Raw genomic sequence first — 15,489 nt, 5'->3', positions numbered from 1 at the left:
TGAAGCCGAGGCGCTTGGCAAGGGTCATCATGCCGCGGTTGCTTGGCATGGTCATGCCTGATTAATCTTTGTAGCGCAAACAAAGAGGCCTTCCCGTTGGGAAGGCCTCTTTTCTCTTTATCTATCAAGTGATTGTGGCCACTTTGTCGAGCAATCAGGATTTCTCTTTCTTACCGAGGCTTAGACCCAGCTTGATGGAGAGTGCCGCCAGCAGCAGCAACATCATGATCAGGGAGAAGAAGTTGCTACCGAGTTCCGGGTATTGCACCTTGAGCAGGGCCGAGTGACCGAAGGCGCCGATAAAGAAGCAGAGCAGGGTACAGATGGGGGTATTGCCCACCATGGGTTCGTGGCGATAGTGCTGGAACAGCTGATAGGCAGCCAGCCAGAGAGCGATCAGCGGAAAGAAGGAGAAGGGTACGACCGCGTTGGTCAGCACCGCCAGAGACGCATCGCCACAGATGCCGATCAGCATCGCCATGGCGAGCGGTTTTTTGGGGATCACAAGCTGTTCAGTCATATCGTTCTCCATCCTGTGGTCATGGGTGAGGTTCACGGCGCTTCTGGTTTTGTACCTCGGCGCCCATGGCTATCATCCGCAGTTGGCGAATAGTGCGATCGGAGAGTGCCCGGCACTCTTCACTGGTCATGTCGAGCGCATCGGCACCGGCGCTGAATACAATGGTAACCATGGCCTCGGCTTGGATATAGGCGTCTTCCCGCGGTGCCTGGGTGGTGGCCTCCAGATAATCGGTCAGCTCGGCAATAAAGTGCTGGATCTCGCGAGCGACAGCCTGACGAAATGCAGCCGAGGTGCCGGAGCGCTCCCGCAACAGCAGGCGGAAGACGTTGGGATTGTTCTCGACGAACTCCATGAAGGTCTGCACCGAGGTGCTGATGACGCTGCCTCCACCGGCAATGCGCTGGCGTGCCTGGCGCATCAGCTGACGCAAAGTCAGGCCGCCTTCATCGACCAACGTGAGGCCCAACTCTTCCATATCGCGAAAATGGCGATAGAAGGAGGTGGGGGCGATGCCCGCTTCCCGAGCCACTTCCCGCAGGCTGAGATTGGAGAAACTCCGGTTGGCGCACAGTTGGCTGAATGCAGCATCGATCAATGTACGCCGGGTTTTTTCTTTTTGTTGAGCGCGAATACCCACGAAATCAGTCACCTTCAGCTTAACGAGGACAAATGATAACCCGAAGGCGCCTCAGGATCAGGTTTGTATCCTACTTTTTTACCATTGACCCTGGCGAAGTCGCCATGGAAAATGGCTAACAGCTGTTCGCTGAAAGGATGCAAGAAGATGGCTAGACCCCCGATTATTCTCACCAATACCCTGTTGTTCTCCCTCTCCGGATTGGTCGCGCTGGTTGCCGTGCCCTGGTATGGGATGAGCCACGGTTACGATCTCTGGCAGTGGGCCACGTTCCTGTTGCTGTTCTGTTTGAGCGGGCTATCGATCACTGCGGGCTATCATCGCCTGTGGTCGCATAAGGCCTACAAGGCTCACCCGGCGTTGCAGTGGTTGTTTGCCATCGGCGGTGCGCTGGCGTTGCAGAACTCGACGCTGCACTGGTCGGCGGATCATCGTCGCCATCATCGTCATGTGGATGACAACGATAAGGATCCCTACAGTGCAGGGCGTGGCTTCTGGTACTCCCATATCGGCTGGATGCTGCGGGAGTATCAGGGGGAACAATACGGTGATTACAGCAATGTGCGGGATTTGCAGAACAACCCCGTGGTCATGTTTCAGCATCGCCACTATCTGGCGCTGGTGCTGGCAACCAATCTGGGCCTGCCGCTGCTGTTTGGTCTGATCCACGGAGATCTGCTCGGCATGTTGTTGCTGGCGGGCGTTTTGCGGATGGTGATGACGCACCACACCACTTTTTTTATCAACTCGCTGGCCCATATCTGGGGCAGCCAGCCCTATACGGATCGCAATACCGCCCGTGACAACGGCATCCTGGCCTTTTTCACCTTCGGCGAGGGGTATCACAACTTTCACCATCTGTTCGAGAACGATTATCGCAACGGTATCCAGTGGTGGCAGTTCGATCCGACCAAGTGGCTGATCCGGTTTGCCTCATGGTGCGGACTGGCGAGAGATCTGCGCTCATCGCCGGAGGAGCGCATCGAGCAGGCCAGGCTGGAGATGCAGCTCAAACGGGCGCAGGCAAGGCTCATCAAACAGGATGATCGCGAGCTGTGGCAAGCGTTGCTGCAGGAGGAGTACGCCAAGCTGAGTCAGCAGTTGCAGCACTACTATGCCAGTCGCAAGCGGCTGCTTGAGCTGCGCAAGCGCAAGGCGCTGGCGCGCTATGACCGACTCAAGGTGCAGCTGGAATATCGCGCCTTGAAGGATGGTTTCATCGCCAGCAAGCGTAACTGGAGTCGCTTGCTGGCAGGTATTGCCAGAGCCCCAGTCTGAGCAAGCAGAAAAGATAAGACCGCCAATCGGCGGTCTTATCTTTGGTGGAGCCTGCGCGCCGGTTTGGCGCCAGCATTTCTACTTATTCGGGGTGATCCTGCTCTTGCAGCTGGCTCAGGGTCTGTTGTTCCAGCGGGCTGAGCCCCAGTTGTTCGTACGCCTGCTCAAAGCTGATCCCCAGACGGCACATCATGATATCCAATAACGGGAGGGCTAGTTGGCTTGGCTCTGCTGTTGCTGCAACTGATCCAGAGCCTGCTGCTCCTGCTGGCTGAGCCCCAGTTGCTCGCACGCCTGCTCAAAGCTGATCCCCAGATGGCGCATCATGATATCCAATAACGGGAGGGCTTAGTTGGCTTGGCTCTGCTGTTGCTGCAACTGATCCAGTGCCTGTTGCTCCTGCTGGCTGAGACCCAGCTGTTCGCAGGCCTGCTCAAAGCTGATCCCCAGATGGCACATCATGATATCGATGGCGGGCAGATAGTTTTTCATAGCTTCTTCCATGGTGATCCTCCAGACCCGTCACTTATGCCCTGAATGGTATGGCATGGCAATTAGACTTTAGGCTTAGTCTCACCCTTTGATCCGCCCCCTGCCACTCGGTGGGGGAATTTGTTACCCTGCACCCTGATATAAAAACGGTTGCCGTATGACAGCGAGCAACGGGTGAGGAGCAGGGCATGTTATTGAGTTTCTTGATCATCGCTTCCGGTTGGTGGCATATCCGCGCCGCCTATGGTTCAGACAGCCGCCAGTTCTATATCAGCAAGCCGCTGACCATGCTGCTCATCATCGCGTTGGCGTTTGGCTATCAGGGCTATGACCACGATGGCTCCCACGCCTGGATCCTGCTCGGCCTCTGCCTCTCGCTGGCGGGCGATGTGCTGCTGATGTTGCCAAGCGACCGCTTTATTCAGGGTTTGGCGGCATTTCTTGTCGCGCACCTCTGCTACATCGTCGGCTTTGCCCAGGGGCCGCTGCTGCTCAATCTGGTGGATGGCTTGCTGCTCCTGCTCATCGCCGCGCTGGTGTTTGGCCTGCTGTGGGGCAAGCTGGGAGAGATGCGCATCCCGGTCTTCTGCTACATGCTGGTTATAATCGGCATGGCCTGGGTGGCTGCCGGTGCCTGGCACGCTTCGCTCACTGCTGGCAGTGCGGCTGCGCTGGCCGGTGCCCTGATGTTCCTCTTCTCCGACAGCATGCTGGCACTTGATCGCTTCCGCCGCCCTTTCCCCCATGCCAGAGCCTGGGTGATGAGCAGCTACTTTGCCGCCCAGTTCCTGATTGCGGGCTCGCTGGCAGGATGACGCCATGTAGTTGAATGCAGGTAACAGATAAAGAAAAACGGGCGTTGGCCCGTTTTTCGTTTTATCTCCTGGCTGCTTTTCACGCCTCTATTGGCTCGGCATCCGCTGCCCGCGGGGCGGGGGATTTGAGTAGCAGCATCAGACCGCTGGCGACCAGCAGGAAGATCCCCATGATGTAGAACACCTGGTTGTAGGCCATGATGGCCGCTTCCCGGTTGATGGTGTTGGCGAGTATGGCGTGGGCCTGCTGCTCGGCCAGTTCGGGGCCGGAACCCTGTGCCATCATGCTTTGGGCCAGCTGCAGCAGATAGGTTTGTCCCTCGATACTGCTGGCAGGCAGGGTACTGCCGATCTGGAGCATATGGGTGCGGGTGTCGTTGTCGAGCATGGTGGCGATGATGGCGATACCAAACGCACCACCCAGGTTGCGCAGCACGTTGAGCAGGGTCGAGGAGGAGGGGATCTCGTCGTGGCTCAGGCTGGCGGTGGCGACCAAGGAGAGCGGCACCATGATGAAGGGCTGCCCCAGCGCCCGCACGATGAGCGCCTGAATGAGCTGTGGCCCGGCATAGTCGGCACTCATGTTGACGTTCATAAAGCAGCTGACGGCGAAGATGAGAAAGCCGAAGCTCACCAGATAGCGCGGATCGACCTTGTGGGTCAGTTTGGGCACCAGCGGCAGCACCAGCAACTGGGGCAGCCCCATCCACATCAGCACTTCGCCAATCTCCAGCGCGTTGTAGTTGTGGATCTGGGTCATGTAGAGCGGCAGCACATAGATGGAACCCATCAGCGCCATCCCGAGGATCAGGTAGGCAAAACAGGCGAGCGCAAAGCGCGGGTTGTGCAGCAGTCGCAGGTTGACCAGCGGGTGGCGGCGGATCAGCTGGCTGATGACGAAGAAGACCAGCGCAACGACCGAGATGATGGTCAGGCGCACGATGAAGGTCGAGCCGAACCAGTCCTCCCGGTTGCCCTCCTCCAGTACCACCTCCAGCACGCCCAGACCAAGCGCCATGGTAACGATGCCGATAAGGTCGACCCGTTTGATCACCTCCCAGTCCACTCCCTTCTTGTCCAGCCCGTGCGCCAGCATGGCCATCACCAGCAGTCCCGGCGGGACGTTGAGATAGAAGATGTAGTGCCACGACATCTGCTCGGTGAGCCAGCCGCCGAGGGTCGGGCCGATGGCCGGGGCGAAGGTGGCACAGAGACCGAACAGCGCCATGCCGGTAGCCCGCTTCTGCAGTGGCAGCAGGGTGACGATGAGGGAGAAGGCCATCGGGATGAGTGCACCGCCGGTGAAGCCCTGCATCGCCCGGAAGACGATCATGCTGGTGAGGTTCCAGCTGAACGAGCAGAGCACGGAGGCGACGATAAAGGCGCCCGTGGTCCACAGCAGGTAACGACGCACGCTCAGCCCCCGGCTCAGCCAGCCACTCAGGGGGATGGCGATCATCTCCGCCACCAGATAGGAGGTGGAGATCCAGGAGCTTTCACTCAGGGTGGCGGAGAGCGCCCCCTGAATATCCTTGAGGGAGGCGTTGGTTATCTGGATGTCGAGGATGGCCATGAAGGCGCCGATAAGGCCGCCGATGACCGCGATCCAGTGGCGACGTGGAATGGGTTCCATCAGTTAGCGGCCGTCATGGCATCAGGAGTACGGGTATCTACCGTCACTTCGCTGGAGAGACCCGGTAGCAGCTTGCCAGCGAGCTGACCCGGCTCGGGGATACGGATTTTGACCGGTACCCGCTGCACAATCTTGGTGAAGTTGCCGGTGGCGTTCTCCGGTGGCAGCAGGGCGAACTTGGCTCCGGTGGCTGGCGCCAGACTGTCTATTACCCCTTCGACCGGCTGATCCGGATAGGCGTCGAGTACTACTTCGACTTTCTGGCCGGGCTGCATATGGGCGAGCTGGGTCTCCTTGAAGTTGGCCTCGACCCACACCTGTTGCAGCGGCACCAGACTGGCGACCTGCATGCCGGACTGGACATAGAGTCCTTCCCGCAGGCTGCGCTTGCCTATGATGCCATCGGCCGGTGCGCGCAGTTCGGTGTAGCCGAGCTCCAGTCTGGCCTGCTCCAGTTGTGCTTCGCTCAATGCCAGCTTGGCCTGGTTCTGTTTGCGCTCGGCATCAAGCACCAGCAGCCGTTCGCGGGCGGCCTGCAGGGCGGCCTTGGCTTCTTGTGCCTGTGCCTGATTGACCTGCAGACCGGCGCGCACTTCATCCAGACTGTCTTGCGAGCTGTAGTGGCGCTGGTTGAGCTGGCTGATCCGGGTTACCTGCTGGCTGGCGCGCAGCTGTTCGGCCTTGGCGGAGGCCACCTTGGCTTCGGCCTGCTGGATCAGGCTCAGCTGCTGGATGCGGGTCGCGGCCAGATTCTCGGCGGTTGCCTGATTGAGGCGCAGATCGGCTTCGGCCTCTGCGACCTTGGTCTTGTATTCGCGATCATCGAGACGGGCGATGAGTTGGCCCGCTTTGACCGGTTGGTTGTCGGTCACCAGCACTTCGCTGATATAGCCGGGCAGCTTGGAGCTGATCCCGGTTACCTCGCTCTGGAGATAGGCGTTGTCGGTGCTCTCGAAATAGCGGCCGTGGAGATACCAGTAGGCGGAGAAGAGGAGTGCGAGCAGGGCCAGGATCATGGCGGCCAGGAGAGGGATTTTCTTGTGTTGACTCATTTTGGAGATTCCTGAACGTAAGGGGCGCAGGCTAACACTGCTCGACTGTTTCGATTAGTATTGGTTCACGAGATATACAGTTTCACAGGTGCAACAATGGACCTAAATGCTGCGTTAATTCTGGTACGAATTGTCGACAAGGGCTCGTTTACTGCCGCAGCCCAGGAGCTGGGGATGACCAAGGCGATGGTCAGCCGGCGGATTGCCGAGCTGGAACAGCGGCTCGGGGTACGGCTGCTCTATCGTTCCACCCGTCAGCTCACCCTGACCGAGGAGGGGGAGAAGTACTACCGACACTGCAGCAAGGCGGTGGAGGCATTGACGGAAGCGGAGCTGATGTTGAGCGCCAGCCAGCAGGAAGTCACCGGCACTCTCAAGATGGCCGTGCCCATCGAGACGGGTCAGTTGGTGGTCGGGCGCCTGGTCGCCAAGTTTTTACAGGCCTATCCCGGCTTGCAGGTGGAGCTGGAGCTGACCAACCGGGTGGTTGACCCCATCAGCGAAGGGCTGGATGCGGTGGTGCGGATCGGCGATATGAGCGATTCCAATCTGGCCGCGCGCCGGCTCTGGAGCACCGGACGGCTGCTCTGCGCCAGTCCGGCCTATCTGGCGCGTAGTCCGGTTATCAAGCGGCCGGAGGATCTGGCCAACCATGAGCGGGTGACGGTGAGCAGCGGTTTTCTCGCTTCCCACTGGTGCTTCGAGCTGGATGGCAAAGAGGTGCTGGTTGACCCTCCCTCCCGTTTTCGGGTCAATAATATTACCTGTGCCCGGGAGGCGGCGAAGGCGGGTCTCGGACTGGCCTCGATCCCGGCCATGCTCTGTCAGGAGGAGCTGGCCAGCGGCGAGCTGGTTGCGGTGCTGCCAGAGTGGCAGCAACCCAAGGTGTCGATCTACCTGCTGTTTCCGGAGCGACAACTTATGCCGCGCAAATTGCGGGCGTTCATCGATTTCATGGTGGAGAACGGGGCCGAGTTCGGCATCGACAAGCTGCTGTAAGGGGGAGCTATGGATAACTGGATCAATCTCTATCGCGCCTCTCACACTCTGGAGGCTCATGCACTCAAGGGGGCACTGGAGGCGGAAGGGGTGCCGGTACGCCTCAATGGCGACGGCCTGTCAGGGGCCTTTGGCGAGCTGGCGGCGGATCTGCTGCAGGTGACCCTGATGGTGCGCGCCGAGGATCGCAGCAAGGCAGGGCGGGTGATCGAACGCTATCAGCAGCGCCAGGGTAATGGCTGGCTGTGCGGTCAGTGCGGGGAGGAGAACGGCGCCAACTTCGAAGTCTGCTGGCGCTGCCATCACGATCCCCACGACAGCTGATCTTCCCTAGCGCAGGGGGACGTCGATATCTTCCCCGGCGTGTTCATCGTGATAGGTCGCCAGATCCAGCTCGTTTTCGCTGCGGGCAATCAGCACGGAAACCAGAATATCCCCCGAGACGTTGACCGCGGTGCGCGCCATGTCGAGCACCCGGTCAATCCCCGCAATCAGTGCGACCCCTTCCAGCGGCAGTCCGACCGCAGTCAGTGTGAGCGTCAGCAGCATCAGCCCGGTGCCGGGGGTGCCTGCTGTGCCGATACTGGCCAGGGTGGCGATGCTGATGATGGTCAGGTAGTCCACCAGATGCAGATCCACGCCGAATGCTTGCGCCACGAACAGGGCAGTGACCCCCTGATAGAGTGCCGTGCCATCCATGTTGATGGTGGCGCCGATGGGCAGCACCTTGGCGGTGATGGCGGGTGAGACCCCGAGCCGCTTCTCGGCGCAGGCGAGGCTGATGGGCAGGGTGCTGCTGCTGGAGCTGCTGGTGAAGGCCACCGCCTGGGCATCGACGATGCTCTTGAAGTAGTGGATCGGATTGAGCCGCGCCAACAGGAGCAGCAGGGTGCTGTAGACCCCGAGCACATGGAGCAGACAGCCGAGATAGACGGCGCCGATTACCTTGAGCAGGGGCAGCAGCAGGTCGATGCCATATTTGCTGGTCATCCAGGCCATCAGGGCACAGACGCCGTACGGAGCCAGCGCCATCACCATCTGGGTCAGCTTGAACATCCCCTCCGCCAGCGAGGTGAAGAAGAGGATGGCGGGGCGGCCGCGGCGGCCACAGGCATTGAGTGCCACGGCCAGCGCCACGGCAAAGACGATCACCTGCAGGATCTTGCTGTCCACCATCGCCTCGACCGGATTGCTCGGCACCAGATGGCTCAGTACGCTGGCCAGCGTCGGTGGTGTGGTCATGCCGGGTCGTTGGTAGGGGCCCATGTCGGCCCCCATGCCGGGTTCCAGCAGCCAGCCCATCATCAGGCCGATGCAGATGGCGATGGCGGTGGAGCAGAGGTAGAGGCAGCTCGCCTTGATCCCGATGCGGTCGAGCGCCTTGCCCTTGAGTAGTGAGGTGAGGCCGGCGATGACCGAGCAGAAGATCAGGGGCAGCATCAGCATCTGGATGGTGTTGACGAAGAGCACGCCGATGGGCTTGAGCAGCTGAGCCTGCTCCTCGAAGCCGACGCCAAGGGCGACCCCGGTCAGCATGCCGATCAGGGTCTTGAGCCAGAGCGGGCGACGGGTCCAGATCTGCCAGGGTTTGCTTGCCTCTCCATGGAACAGCATGGCGCCAATATCCTTATCAAATGTCTGCGGTGACCAAAAATGGGGCGCTAGTGTAGCGATCCCTGCAGTGGGTTGCCACATTATCGACAAAGCGGCGTCGCTGGCCACTCTCGCAGCAGGGTAATCCGTTATTTATTGGCCTATATCAAGATCCCTCCTGACGGGAGAGGATTTAATTGACATTAAATATGTTCATTATTGAGGTGCAAGATGTCGCAATCGGTACATGGTCACGAAGTGATGGAGATGATGCTGGAACAGGATGGTCAATTTACCCGTGCCAGCCTCAAGCAGGCGATGGCGCAGCGGTTCGGTGCCGATGCCCGTTTTCATACCTGCAGTGCCAGCGAGATGGATGCCGAAGCGCTGATCGACTTCCTGGCTGCTCGCGGCAAGTTCATCGAAGCAGGCGAGGGTTTCCAGACCCGTGCCGACAAGATCTGCAATCACGGCTAACCCCCTGGCGAGCGCGTGATGGCGCTCGCTCAACTTCTCGCCCTTTGCTATATTTCGCCCCCTCCCATTTCCCAATTCAAGGCGTAGCCCGGGCGTTGTATGGATACTTTCTCTGCCGCAGTCATGCTGTTTCTTATCATGGACCCGCTGGGCAACCTGCCGGTCTTCCTCTCCATCCTGCGCCATATCGATCCCAAGCGGCGGCGCAAGGTGATGATCCGCGAGCTGCTCTTCTCGCTGGCCATCATGATGCTCTTCCTCTTTGTCGGTCAGCAGATCCTCGGCTTCCTCAACCTGCGGCAGGAAGCGGTCAGCATTGCCGGCGGCATCATCCTGTTCCTGATCGCCATCAAGATGATCTTCCCGAGTGAAGGGGGGGTGACCGGACTGGCGGCGGGCGAGGAGCCTTTCCTGGTGCCGATGGCGATCCCGATGATCGCCGGCCCCTCGATCCTCGCCTCTTTGATGCTGCTGGCCAATCAGGAGCCCACCCGGATGGTGGACTGGTCGTTGGCGCTCTTCATGGCATGGGCCGCCAGCGCGGTGATCCTGATGTTCTACGAGGTATTCAACAAGCTGCTGGGTGAGCGTGGACTCACTGCGGTGGAGCGGCTGATGGGGATGCTGCTGGTGATGATCTCGGTGCAGATGCTGCTGGACGGGGTACATCACTATCTGGCGGTGACCGGTCAGGGCTGACCGGTTTGCATGCCGAAATGAATGAAACGGGGCTACGCAGAGCCCCGTTCTTTTTTGCTGCCGAGAGGATGTGCCGTCACCCGCATGCGGTCGCTGCGGGTTCCAGTTTGCTCATGATGAGGGTCAGCAGCAGCTCCCGCAGCCAGCGGTGGCCCGGATCCTCGCTGTGACGCTGATGCCAGATCAGCAGGTGCGAGATGCTGTCCAGCTCGATGGGCAGCGGCAGTTGCAACAGTGGATAGACCTGGGTCGCGTGGCGGGCGTAGAGCTTGGAGAGGGTGACGATCATATCGGAGTGCATACCCATCCGTAGTGCCGCCTCAAATGAGGGGACACTCGCCTCGATACGCCGGTAGAGGTCGTGCTCCGCCAGCTTGTGATCCAGCATCCAGCGATCCCTCCCCTCGCAGTAGGTCTGGACATGGGGATAGCTGAGGTAGTGGCCGAGATCCCAGCGCGGCTCCTGCAGGGCGGGGTGGTGTTGCTGCACCAGACAGGTGAGGTCATCGACCGCCAGCACTCGCTGGCAGATGCTGCCGGGCAGGGTGTCGAGCCGGTAATCGGAGCTGATGCAGTTCTCCCGCACCGCGAAGGCGATGTCCACCTGCCCCTGACTCATCTCGGTCAGGCTGTTTTCGGTCCACTCTTCATAGCGCAGGCGGATCCGTGGTGCCTGCCGCTTCAGCTCGCTCAGGTAAAGCGGGGCAAACAGGGTGAAGGCGCTGTCCATACTGGCGATGACGAACTCCCGATCCGAGTTGGCCGGGTCGAACTCCGGCGGCTGGATCAGGTTGTCCAGCGACAGCAGGATGGGTTGCAGCTGCTGTTGCAGCACCAGTGCGCGGGGGGTCGGTTCCAGCCCGTAGGCGGAGCGGATAAAGAGGGGATCGTCAAAGGTTTCCCGCAGCCGGCCAAGCGCTTTGCTGACCGCAGATTGACTCAAATGCAGTCGTCTGGCTGCCTTGCTGCCGTTGCGTTCCTCCAGCAGAACCTGCAGGATAATCAGCAAATTGAGGTCGATACGACCCAGTTGTTCCAGCAGCATGATATGAATCCTCTTCAACTCTAAGATGAATTTATACCATTTGTTTTCATATCTTGGCGATCTTATCCTCGAATGGTCTCAGGTTCGGATGAACCACTGGTACAGGATGTAGCGGTTGAGGGGACACGTAGCACAACTAATATGGCGACCTTCGGGTCGCCCTATTTTTTGTAGTGATTTATTTGCTCACTTGCACCCGCCTTGATTTTGCCCAACAATTCTTGCGCTCTGTTTTGATACAACTGATAGATATCTCTCTTTGAGGAGCATCCCTATGGGACTCGGTGGAATTCATATCTGGCACATGTTGATCCTCTTGCTGGTGGTTGTGCTGGTGTTTGGCAGTAAGCGTCTGGCCAGTGCGGGTGAGGATCTGGGAACCGCTATCAGGGATTTTCGTAAAGCCATGCGTGACGATGAAAATCATCCGAAATAAGCAGTAGGAGTAAAAGTATGTCTGTAGACGAGAAAGTTGAACTGAACGAAACCTGTGACAGCTGTGGCTGTTTTGCCGAGATCGGCACCATCATCGGTGAAGGCGATGATGTGATGGAACTGGTGATCGAAGCCGCTGCCGAGGCTGATGCTCGTGCCAAGCTGGCTGCCTATGAAGCACTGGCCAAGCAGGTGACTGCTGAAGCCAAGAGCAGCAGTGAACTGACCCAGGGCGCCAACGGCGTGATCCTGAAAGCCCGCCTGCAATTTACCTGCACCGCCGAAAAACTGATCTTCGAAATGCGGGCCCGCTCTATCTGAGCCCTCTGATGACGCGGCAGGCCAGTCCTGCCGTGTTGACCCTTCTGCTGTGGGTCTGCGTTCTATAGTTACTCTATCCCACAGACGGTTTTGCCCGGCGCGAGTCGGCCAACAGAAGGCGACAACATCATGATGCGGCACTGGATCTGGGGCCTGCTGGCTCTCTGGTCTCTCCCTCTGCTGGCGGCCGATCTCAAGCCACAGCGCCTTCCCCAACCCGGGGACCTCGAAACCATTTTGCAAAAGCGCGAACTCAGGGCTCTGGTGGTCTATGAGCGCGGTTTCTATTTCCTCGACAAGGGTGCCCAGTACGGCATTCTGGTCAATCAGCTGCAAGGGTTCGAGCGCTGGTTGAACAAGACCTACCTCGCCAAGGAGAAGGTGCCGCTCAAGGTGGTCTACATCCCGGTTCGGCAGGACAAGTTGCTCGATTATCTGGCTGAGGGACGCGGCGATCTGGTGGCGGCCAATATGACGGTGACTCCCACCCGGCGCGAACAGGTGACCTTCTCCCGGCCGCTGATCTCCTCCATCGAGGAGTGGGTGGTCAGCCAGAATACGCTACCCGCCTTCAACCGCATTACCCAGCTCTCCGGCCGGCGGGTCTGGGTGCGTGCCAGCTCCAGTTATTGCGAGAGCCTGCGTCAGCTCAACTGGTTGTTTCGCGAGCTTGGGCTGCCTCCTGTCTATATCGAGACGGTGCCCGAGTATCTGCAGGATGGGGATCTGCTGGAGATGGTGGCGGCCGGCATCATTCCGCTGACGGTGACCGACAGCTACAAGGGGCGGATCTGGCTGGGGGGGATGATCTCCGGCCTCAAGGCGCACAAGCTGATCCCCCTGCGCAGCAAGGGCACCAGTGCCTGGGCGCTACGCAAGAACAGCCCCGACCTCCTTAACGCGGTTAACCGTTATCTGGCGGGCGCCAGCCGCAACAGTCTCTATAGCGACATGACTCTGCGCCGCCTGCTGGCGCGCAGCGACCAGATGAGCAACATACTGGCACCGGACCCCATGGGGCGGCTGGCAACCATTCGCAAGGTACTGGAGAAGTACGCGAAGCAGTACGAGCTGGACTGGCTGATGCTGGCTGCGCTGGCATATAAAGAGTCCGGCCTCAACCCCGCTATCCGCTCCGAGAAGGGGGCGGTCGGCATCATGCAGCTTCTGCCCAGCACCGGCCGCGAGGTCAATATCACGGGGGCCAGACTGACGACGCTGGATGGCAACGTCGAGGCGGCCTGCCGCTATCTGCGCCTGATCCTCGATACCTACTTCAACGATCCCAATCTGGATCGGCTCAACCGTCACCTCTTTGCGCTCGCCGCCTACAATGCCGGGCCGAATCGGGTTCAGGCCCTGCGGGACAAGGCGGGCAAGCTGGGGCTGGATCCCAATGTCTGGTTCGGCAACGTGGATCAGCTGGTTGCCAACGAGGTGGGGCAGGGGCCGATCAACTATGTCGGCACCATCTACAAGTACTATGTTGGCTATCGCTTCAGCCTGCCCCAGATCGAGGGCAAGGCCGCGGCTATCGAAGCGGCTCAGCCATAAGCCGATTGACCGGCTGAGGCTCCGGCGTGGTCGTTAGCGGCCAGCCACCATCCCTGTGCAGCAAGAACCAGTGGGCCGGCTCGATGCCGGGTGTTTTATCCGGCTGGTGGAGCTGGCCCAGATAGCGCAGCATAGGGGTATCGTGCAGTTCCATAGCAACTCCCTGTTTCGAGATACGAAAAGTGTCGATATACGAAGAGGCTTGCTGCGTTATGACACCTGGCCATGACAGCAGGATGACAAGATGATCCCCGGATCCTTTGCCCTGATCGATGACCCTGCCCTGGCGCTCAAGGTGCGCTGCCACTGGATCCGCTCTGCCCGCGAGCAGATCCAGGCGCAGTACTACAGCTGGGAAGAGGACAGCAGCGGCAAGCTGCTGCTGAGCGAGCTGCTCCATGCCGCCCGGCGTGGAGTCAGGGTGCAACTGCTGGTCGATGACCTCTATGCCGGGGACAACCGCTTTCTGGAGATGGTGGCTCACTGTCCCGGTATCGAGGTACGTCTGTTCAACCCCTTCTGGCTAAGGGGCTGGCGGCCGTTGGCACTGCTGTTGGAGGGGCTCTTCACCTTTCGCCGCATCAATCACCGGATGCACAACAAGCTGCTGCTGGTGGATGGCAAGCTGGCGCTTATCGGTGGCCGCAATATTGGTGATCGATATTTCGGGCTGGATCCGGAAGCTCCTTTCGTGGATCTCGATCTTGCCTGTCAGGGGGCCATTTGCGAGCAGATGACGGCGGGGTTTGCCCAGTTCTGGCAGAGCCGCTGGAGCCACCCTATCCGCCACCTGTTGCGCCGAAGATTGCAGCCCGCCGAAATTCGTGTGGTTAACGATTTCCTCCTCACCATGGCGGATCCCGCGGTCGCTGCCGTTTATGATCTGCCTGCCTCCCTGTTTGACGGCAACAAGCCTGCGCTTGCGTGGCATAACGGTCGGGCCGAGGTCTGGTTTGACCGGCCCGGCAAAGGGCTGGTTTCCCGCCCGGTGACGGCTCGCCAGCTCTGGCGACAGTTGGCTGAGGCTCCCTCCACGCTCCGCATGGTGACTCCCTATCTGATCCTCACGCGCGGCTTTCGGCTCCGTTTGCAACGGTTGCGTCGGCAGGGAGTGGTGATCGAGATCCTCACCAACTCGCTGGCCAGCACGGATGTGCCGCTGGTGTACGGCGCTTACTTGCGCCACAGGGGCTGGTTGCTGCGTCAGGGGATCCGGCTGTACGAGTTTGATGAAGGGCAAAGCAGCCTGCACGCCAAGCTGATCCTGCTGGGAGAGGATCGTGCCCTGTTTGGCAGCCTCAACCTCGATCCCCGCTCGCTTTTTCTCAATACCGAGCTGATGTTGCAGCTGGAGTGTGCGCCCATCTGCCAGCAGTTGCAGGCGTGGCTGCAACAGTGGCAAGGGCCGAGCGAACCACGCAAACCGGGAGGGTGGTCACGGCGTCTGGTCGGCAGGATCAGCGACTGGTTACCACTGCATCGCTGGTTGTGAGCTGGCCATTTTTTGTGCGAGATCTCGCAAAGGCGTGTAGGTCTTTGCCGATGCACATTGCGGGTGAATAGCCATAATTGAGTCTATCTAGCTGTTTTATAACCAATTCATGGTGGTGGCAAGGCTGTTTCTTGTACCGACATGTGAATGAATTGGGCATAAAATCGTTTTTTATTTTGTTTTTCTGCGTAATATTTCAGTTGCAAGGACAAACACGGCGGCTTGCTGCCGTGTGGAAGAGGGTTGTAACGGGTTGCTGGTCACTTGTATCGCTGCAACTGGCGCTGACTTCTGATGGGTAGCGAACTTTCGGGAGGTTCGGAGAGGCGCCCGCGACGACCGGATTCCAATATGGAACATGCTTATTTGCGAGGGGGTGACATGGATATGTCACCCCACTTTTTTTCTGGCTGAAGGCGGGGGGTTATCCCCTGGTATCAGCGC

Annotated in this window: 18 protein-coding genes; 10 read left to right on the top strand and 8 right to left on the bottom strand. The window is 59.5% G+C overall.

What is annotated here, in order from left to right; translation table 11 throughout:
• Positions 1–154: 154 nt before the first annotated feature.
• Both LG31_RS0100795 and fabR read right to left on the bottom strand, forming a co-directional pair.
• Entirely contained in the window at positions 155–520 is a 366-nt protein-coding gene (locus LG31_RS0100795; RefSeq protein WP_033112609.1) for a YijD family membrane protein, read from the bottom strand.
• A 19-nt stretch (positions 521–539) separates the two neighbouring features.
• A complete protein-coding gene (gene fabR, locus LG31_RS0100790; protein WP_033112608.1) occupies positions 540–1,160 on the bottom strand; it encodes an HTH-type transcriptional repressor FabR in 621 nt (206 codons plus the stop codon).
• A 147-nt stretch (positions 1,161–1,307) separates the two neighbouring features.
• On the opposite strand from fabR, the gene LG31_RS0100785 reads away from it, so the two are divergent.
• The gene (locus LG31_RS0100785; RefSeq protein ID WP_033112607.1) at positions 1,308–2,438 is read left to right on the top strand and encodes a fatty acid desaturase; all 1,131 of its coding nucleotides are present in this window, start codon (positions 1,308–1,310) and stop codon (positions 2,436–2,438) included.
• A gap of 348 nt (positions 2,439–2,786) precedes the next feature.
• Here the strand turns inward: LG31_RS0100785 and LG31_RS21355 are convergent, their stop codons facing one another.
• A complete protein-coding gene (locus tag LG31_RS21355; RefSeq protein WP_162182404.1) occupies positions 2,787–2,930 on the bottom strand; it encodes a hypothetical protein in 144 nt (47 codons plus the stop codon).
• A 188-nt stretch (positions 2,931–3,118) separates the two neighbouring features.
• Here LG31_RS21355 and LG31_RS0100780 point away from each other — a divergent pair, with 188 nt between their 5' ends.
• The gene (locus LG31_RS0100780) at positions 3,119–3,745 is read left to right on the top strand and encodes a lysoplasmalogenase (RefSeq protein ID WP_033112606.1); all 627 of its coding nucleotides are present in this window, start codon (positions 3,119–3,121) and stop codon (positions 3,743–3,745) included.
• Between the two features lie 79 nt (positions 3,746–3,824).
• Here the strand turns inward: LG31_RS0100780 and LG31_RS0100775 are convergent, their stop codons facing one another.
• Positions 3,825–5,378: a DHA2 family efflux MFS transporter permease subunit gene (locus LG31_RS0100775; RefSeq protein ID WP_033112605.1), complete on the bottom strand. Its 1,554-nt coding sequence runs from the start codon at positions 5,376–5,378 to the stop codon at positions 3,825–3,827.
• Positions 5,378–6,430, bottom strand: coding sequence for an HlyD family secretion protein (locus LG31_RS0100770; protein ID WP_033112604.1), 1,053 nt, complete (start codon positions 6,428–6,430; stop codon positions 5,378–5,380). Before LG31_RS0100770 ends, LG31_RS0100775 begins: the two co-directional genes overlap by 1 nt.
• A gap of 96 nt (positions 6,431–6,526) precedes the next feature.
• Here LG31_RS0100770 and LG31_RS0100765 point away from each other — a divergent pair, with 96 nt between their 5' ends.
• Positions 6,527–7,429 (top strand): LysR family transcriptional regulator, encoded by a 903-nt coding sequence (locus LG31_RS0100765; RefSeq protein WP_033112603.1) that lies wholly within the window; start codon positions 6,527–6,529, stop codon positions 7,427–7,429.
• A 9-nt stretch (positions 7,430–7,438) separates the two neighbouring features.
• The gene (locus LG31_RS0100760; protein ID WP_033112602.1) at positions 7,439–7,753 is read left to right on the top strand and encodes a putative signal transducing protein; all 315 of its coding nucleotides are present in this window, start codon (positions 7,439–7,441) and stop codon (positions 7,751–7,753) included.
• A gap of 6 nt (positions 7,754–7,759) precedes the next feature.
• On the opposite strand, the gene LG31_RS0100755 is transcribed toward LG31_RS0100760, so the two are convergent.
• Complete coding sequence (locus LG31_RS0100755; RefSeq protein WP_033112601.1) at positions 7,760–9,043, bottom strand: dicarboxylate/amino acid:cation symporter; 1,284 nt, start codon at positions 9,041–9,043, stop codon at positions 7,760–7,762.
• 210 nt (positions 9,044–9,253) lie between these two features.
• Here LG31_RS0100755 and LG31_RS0100750 point away from each other — a divergent pair, with 210 nt between their 5' ends.
• Both LG31_RS0100750 and LG31_RS0100745 read left to right on the top strand, forming a co-directional pair.
• On the top strand, positions 9,254–9,499 hold the full coding sequence (locus LG31_RS0100750) for a YecH family metal-binding protein (RefSeq protein WP_033112600.1): 246 nt from the start codon (positions 9,254–9,256) through the stop codon (positions 9,497–9,499).
• A gap of 99 nt (positions 9,500–9,598) precedes the next feature.
• Entirely contained in the window at positions 9,599–10,198 is a 600-nt protein-coding gene (locus LG31_RS0100745; protein ID WP_033112599.1) for a YhgN family NAAT transporter, read from the top strand.
• Between the two features lie 76 nt (positions 10,199–10,274).
• Here the strand turns inward: LG31_RS0100745 and LG31_RS0100740 are convergent, their stop codons facing one another.
• A complete protein-coding gene (locus LG31_RS0100740) occupies positions 10,275–11,243 on the bottom strand; it encodes a LysR substrate-binding domain-containing protein (RefSeq protein ID WP_033112598.1) in 969 nt (322 codons plus the stop codon).
• Between the two features lie 274 nt (positions 11,244–11,517).
• Here LG31_RS0100740 and tatA point away from each other — a divergent pair, with 274 nt between their 5' ends.
• The 3 genes from tatA (at position 11,518) to LG31_RS0100725 (ending at position 13,553) form a co-directional block, all read left to right on the top strand.
• Complete coding sequence (tatA, locus tag LG31_RS0100735) at positions 11,518–11,679, top strand: twin-arginine translocase TatA/TatE family subunit (RefSeq protein WP_033112597.1); 162 nt, start codon at positions 11,518–11,520, stop codon at positions 11,677–11,679.
• 17 nt (positions 11,680–11,696) lie between these two features.
• Complete coding sequence (locus LG31_RS0100730; protein WP_033112596.1) at positions 11,697–11,999, top strand: YfcZ/YiiS family protein; 303 nt, start codon at positions 11,697–11,699, stop codon at positions 11,997–11,999.
• 132 nt (positions 12,000–12,131) lie between these two features.
• Positions 12,132–13,553: an MltF family protein gene (locus tag LG31_RS0100725; RefSeq protein WP_193354213.1), complete on the top strand. Its 1,422-nt coding sequence runs from the start codon at positions 12,132–12,134 to the stop codon at positions 13,551–13,553.
• Here the strand turns inward: LG31_RS0100725 and LG31_RS21390 are convergent.
• Positions 13,531–13,707 carry a hypothetical protein gene (locus LG31_RS21390; protein WP_167334748.1) on the bottom strand — a complete coding sequence of 59 codons (177 nt, stop codon included), beginning with the start codon at positions 13,705–13,707 and terminating at the stop codon, positions 13,531–13,533. The two genes, LG31_RS0100725 and LG31_RS21390, sit on opposite strands and share 23 nt — an antisense overlap.
• Positions 13,708–13,797: 90 nt before the next feature.
• On the opposite strand from LG31_RS21390, the gene LG31_RS0100720 reads away from it, so the two are divergent.
• Positions 13,798–15,045 carry a phospholipase D family protein gene (locus LG31_RS0100720; RefSeq protein WP_033112594.1) on the top strand — a complete coding sequence of 416 codons (1,248 nt, stop codon included), beginning with the start codon at positions 13,798–13,800 and terminating at the stop codon, positions 15,043–15,045.
• The last annotated feature ends 444 nt before the right edge of the window (positions 15,046–15,489 follow it).

This window comes from Aeromonas lacus (assembly GCF_000764665.1).
GTDB lineage: Bacteria > Pseudomonadota > Gammaproteobacteria > Enterobacterales > Aeromonadaceae > Aeromonas > Aeromonas lacus.
Note: the sequence above shows the minus strand (reverse complement) of the source record. Positions and strands in the feature narration are given on the sequence as shown.

Excerpts from the sequence above, each read along its gene's own strand:
- LG31_RS0100745 (WP_033112599.1), top strand. The coding sequence starts at position 9,599 with ATGGATACTTTCTCTGCCGCAGTCATGCTGTTTCTTATCATGGACCCG.
- LG31_RS0100725 (WP_193354213.1), top strand. The coding sequence starts at position 12,132 with ATGCGGCACTGGATCTGGGGCCTGCTGGCTCTCTGGTCTCTCCCTCTG.
- LG31_RS0100755 (WP_033112601.1), bottom strand. The coding sequence starts at position 9,043 with ATGCTGTTCCATGGAGAGGCAAGCAAACCCTGGCAGATCTGGACCCGT.
- LG31_RS21390 (WP_167334748.1), bottom strand. The coding sequence starts at position 13,707 with ATGGAACTGCACGATACCCCTATGCTGCGCTATCTGGGCCAGCTCCAC.
- LG31_RS0100795 (WP_033112609.1), bottom strand. The coding sequence starts at position 520 with ATGACTGAACAGCTTGTGATCCCCAAAAAACCGCTCGCCATGGCGATG.
- tatA (WP_033112597.1), top strand. The coding sequence starts at position 11,518 with ATGGGACTCGGTGGAATTCATATCTGGCACATGTTGATCCTCTTGCTG.
- LG31_RS0100785 (WP_033112607.1), top strand. The coding sequence starts at position 1,308 with ATGGCTAGACCCCCGATTATTCTCACCAATACCCTGTTGTTCTCCCTC.
- LG31_RS0100740 (WP_033112598.1), bottom strand. The coding sequence starts at position 11,243 with ATGCTGCTGGAACAACTGGGTCGTATCGACCTCAATTTGCTGATTATC.
- LG31_RS0100780 (WP_033112606.1), top strand. The coding sequence starts at position 3,119 with ATGTTATTGAGTTTCTTGATCATCGCTTCCGGTTGGTGGCATATCCGC.
- LG31_RS21355 (WP_162182404.1), bottom strand. The coding sequence starts at position 2,930 with ATGAAAAACTATCTGCCCGCCATCGATATCATGATGTGCCATCTGGGG.
- LG31_RS0100760 (WP_033112602.1), top strand. The coding sequence starts at position 7,439 with ATGGATAACTGGATCAATCTCTATCGCGCCTCTCACACTCTGGAGGCT.
- LG31_RS0100770 (WP_033112604.1), bottom strand. The coding sequence starts at position 6,430 with ATGAGTCAACACAAGAAAATCCCTCTCCTGGCCGCCATGATCCTGGCC.
- LG31_RS0100765 (WP_033112603.1), top strand. The coding sequence starts at position 6,527 with ATGGACCTAAATGCTGCGTTAATTCTGGTACGAATTGTCGACAAGGGC.
- LG31_RS0100730 (WP_033112596.1), top strand. The coding sequence starts at position 11,697 with ATGTCTGTAGACGAGAAAGTTGAACTGAACGAAACCTGTGACAGCTGT.
- LG31_RS0100775 (WP_033112605.1), bottom strand. The coding sequence starts at position 5,378 with ATGGAACCCATTCCACGTCGCCACTGGATCGCGGTCATCGGCGGCCTT.
- LG31_RS0100720 (WP_033112594.1), top strand. The coding sequence starts at position 13,798 with ATGATCCCCGGATCCTTTGCCCTGATCGATGACCCTGCCCTGGCGCTC.
- LG31_RS0100750 (WP_033112600.1), top strand. The coding sequence starts at position 9,254 with ATGTCGCAATCGGTACATGGTCACGAAGTGATGGAGATGATGCTGGAA.